Source organism: Gilvimarinus sp. 1_MG-2023 (assembly GCF_030548285.1).
In genome coordinates this window covers 1-273 of the sequence record NZ_JAUOSC010000996.1, presented here as the reverse complement: position 1 = coordinate 273, position 273 = coordinate 1, and the positions used below count along the sequence as shown (strand labels likewise).

General features: G+C 56.8%; 1 pseudogene. It reads left to right on the top strand.

What is annotated here, in order from left to right:
• Positions 1-273, top strand: a pseudogene (locus Q4563_RS19875) (hypothetical protein); the annotation flags it as partial.

The window sequence follows — 273 nt, the reverse complement described above, 5'->3', positions numbered from 1 at the left end:
GTTATCGATGGTCTATGGTTTCGTCAAGCAGTCATTCGGGTATATTCAACTGCACAACCGCCCCCAGGGCGGTGCCATGATACGCCTGTTACTGCCCGCCAGTGACGCACCAGCCAACCCGGAGCTGAACGATAACGACAGTGACAACAGGCCCAAACTGTCTCCAGGAGGACTGTATTTGCTGGTTGAAGACAACCCCGACGTCCGGGCCGTCATTCGCAAACAACTGGTCGACCTCGGCCAACACGTGGTTGAAGCCGCCGACGGTAACGA